A 2,538-nucleotide genomic window follows, 5' to 3' on the forward strand; every position below is an offset into this window, starting at 1 on the left:
GAAAGGGATGGGTAGGGTCGCTAGCGATCAAGTAAAGATAGCCTTACCTAAGTAGATGGAGGATGCGGTGACCAATCCGTTCGAGGACGAGGACGGCACCTACCTGGTGCTCGTCAACGACGAAGGACAGCACTCCTTGTGGCCCGCGTTCGCCGAGGTGCCCGCCGGATGGACCGTGGCCCACCCGGAGGACACCCGCCAGGCCTGCCTGGACTACGTCGAGCGGAACTGGACCGATCTGCGGCCCAAGAGCCTCATAGAGAGCATGGCGGCCGATCCCACATGAGAACTCCCCCCAAGCTGTCGGACCTGGTCGCCCGCCGGGGGTTCCTCATCGGAGCCGGCGTGGCCGGCGCGGGGGCGGCGCTCGGCACCGGACTCGCCCTCCCCGGCGGATCCGGGAGCGCCGTGGCCGCGACCGCGCCACCGCGGTCCGCCCTGATGACGGCGGCCCTCGGCGCCCCGCTCGACGACCTGCCCGAGGCCGTGCGCGAGGCCGGGAAGGCCGGGCCCCGGCCCGGCCCCGCCGCCACCGAGCGCGCCGCCCGCGCGGCGAAGGCGGCGAAGGCCCTCGTGCCCTTCCTGGACCCGCTGCCCGTTCCCCGGGTGATCACCGGCCGCAAGGGGGAGTTGACCGTCACGATGCGTTCGGCCCGCGTGCGCCTCCACCGCAGTCTCCCGTACACCCGGCTGTGGACGTACGAGGGCACGCACGTCGGGCCCACCATCGAGGCGCGGCGCGGCAGCCGGCTCCGTGTCGCCTGGGAGAACGACCTCACCGGCGACTACCCGCTGCCGGCCGTCCGGGTGCCGTTCGCCTACGACCCCGAGCTGCCCCTCATGTGGGACCGCCCGGGGCGGGAGGGGGCCGGGGTCCGCGCCGACGTCGCCGCCCTGCCCCCGTGGGCCGTGGTGCACCTGCACGGAGCCGTCACCGGCGGCGGCAACGACGGCTGGGCGGAGAACGCCGTCCTGCCGGGCGCGGCCCAACTCGCCGAATATCCCAACGAGCAGCCCGCCGCCGCACTCTGGTACCACGACCACGCCATGCACATCACGCACCTCAACGTGATGACCGGCCTCGGCGCGGGCGCCTACCTCATCCGGGACGAGGAGGAGCGCCGGCTGCGCCTGCCCGCCGGCGACCGGGAGGTCCCCCTCGTCTTCTTCGACCGCAATCTCGACCTCGACGACGACGGGGCGTTCACCGGCGACCTCCTCTACAAGGGGATCGTCGTCGCCGACGACCCCTATGAGCTGGTACGTCCCTTCACCGGGCCGTTCAACCTGGTCAACGGAGTCATCTGGCCGCACCTGGAGGTGGCGGCGGGGTGGTACCGCTTCCGCGCCCTCAACGCGTCGAACAACCGCCCCTACCTCCTGAAGATCCTCGACGAGGAGGGCGGCGAACTCCCCGCCGACGCCTTCCGGCTCATCGGCACGGACAGCGGTCTGCTGCCGAGGTCCGTGCCGGTCACCGGCGGCGTCCCGCTGACCCCCGGTGAACGCGCCGACCTCCTGGTGGACTTCTCCGCACTGCGCGGCAGGCGCCTCCGGCTCGTCAACGCCCTGCCCGAACCGGGGGCGCGGCCCGACCTGATGGAATTCCGCGTCGCCTCGCGGGCCGGACACGACACGTTCGTCCCGCCGAAGCGCCTCGCGACCTCCTTCACCCCGGTGGAGCCACCGGCCGACGCCCCCGAACGCCTCGTCATCGTCACCCCCGTCTACCCCAAGGACCCCGAACTCTGGGAGATGGAGGAGACCGAGGCCCCCGAGGGAAGCCTCCCCGTCGACGGAATCGTCCAGATCCAGGACGAGCGCGGCACGGTCCGCACCTTCCGGCGGGTCTCCGCCACCTTCGAGGACCCGGTCCGGTTCACCGTCGCCCGCGGCGCCACGGAGCGCTGGCGCTTCCTCAGCCTGGAGAAGTCGGCGGGCGCCTACCCGCACCCGATGCACCTCCACTCCGTCGCGTTCCAGGGGCTGAGCCGCGAGGTGTATGACGTCAGCTCCTTCACCTTCTTCGAGCTGCCCGGCGGCGGATACGGGGCCGGCACCACCACCCCGATCCGCTGGCGCGAGAACGCCCCGCTGACCGCGGCCGAACAGGGACCCAAGGACGTCATCTCGCTCGCGCCCGCCCAACTCATCACCGTCGGAGCCACGTTCGACGGCCCGCCCGGCCGGTTCATGCACCACTGCCACGTCTACGAGCACGAGGACATGATGATGATGCGTCCCTTCGTCGTGCAGCCGAAAGCCGTCATGGACCTCGCCCCCCACCACGGCCACAGACCGCGCGCCTGACCCACGCCCGCGGGGACGACCGCACCGGGACACCGGCCCGCACCACCGGCCGGTCCCGGTGCGCCCCCGCGCCCGTGCGGGCCCGCCCGAGGCCTGCCCCGCACCCACCACCAACGCCACCACCGTCGCGCCGACGGTCTCGTCCGCGTGCCCTGCGGCACGCCCAGCCCACGAACCTGTCCACCCCGCCGGGAGATCCGGCCGGGGTTTTCTGCCGGGAGAATGCGC

The 2,538-nt window shown here is 72.6% G+C and carries 2 protein-coding genes; both read left to right on the forward strand.

All coding sequences use genetic code 11. The annotated features are described in order from the left end of the window. Window positions 1-67: 67 nt before the first annotated feature. Window positions 68-286, forward strand: coding sequence for an MbtH family protein (locus DTB53_RS22640; protein WP_003964309.1), 219 nt, complete (start codon window positions 68-70; stop codon window positions 284-286). Further along, complete coding sequence (locus DTB53_RS22645) at window positions 283-2,310, forward strand: multicopper oxidase family protein (protein ID WP_052295613.1); 2,028 nt, start codon at window positions 283-285, stop codon at window positions 2,308-2,310. Before DTB53_RS22640 ends, DTB53_RS22645 begins: the two co-directional genes overlap by 4 nt. Window positions 2,311-2,538: the final 228 nt, after the last annotated feature.

This window comes from Streptomyces griseus (assembly GCF_900460065.1).
In the GTDB taxonomy this organism is placed as follows: domain Bacteria; phylum Actinomycetota; class Actinomycetes; order Streptomycetales; family Streptomycetaceae; genus Streptomyces; species Streptomyces griseus.

Coding starts and splice junctions, on each gene's coding strand:
- DTB53_RS22645 (WP_052295613.1), top strand. CDS start 283: ATGAGAACTCCCCCCAAGCTGTCGGACCTGGTCGCCCGCCGGGGGTTC.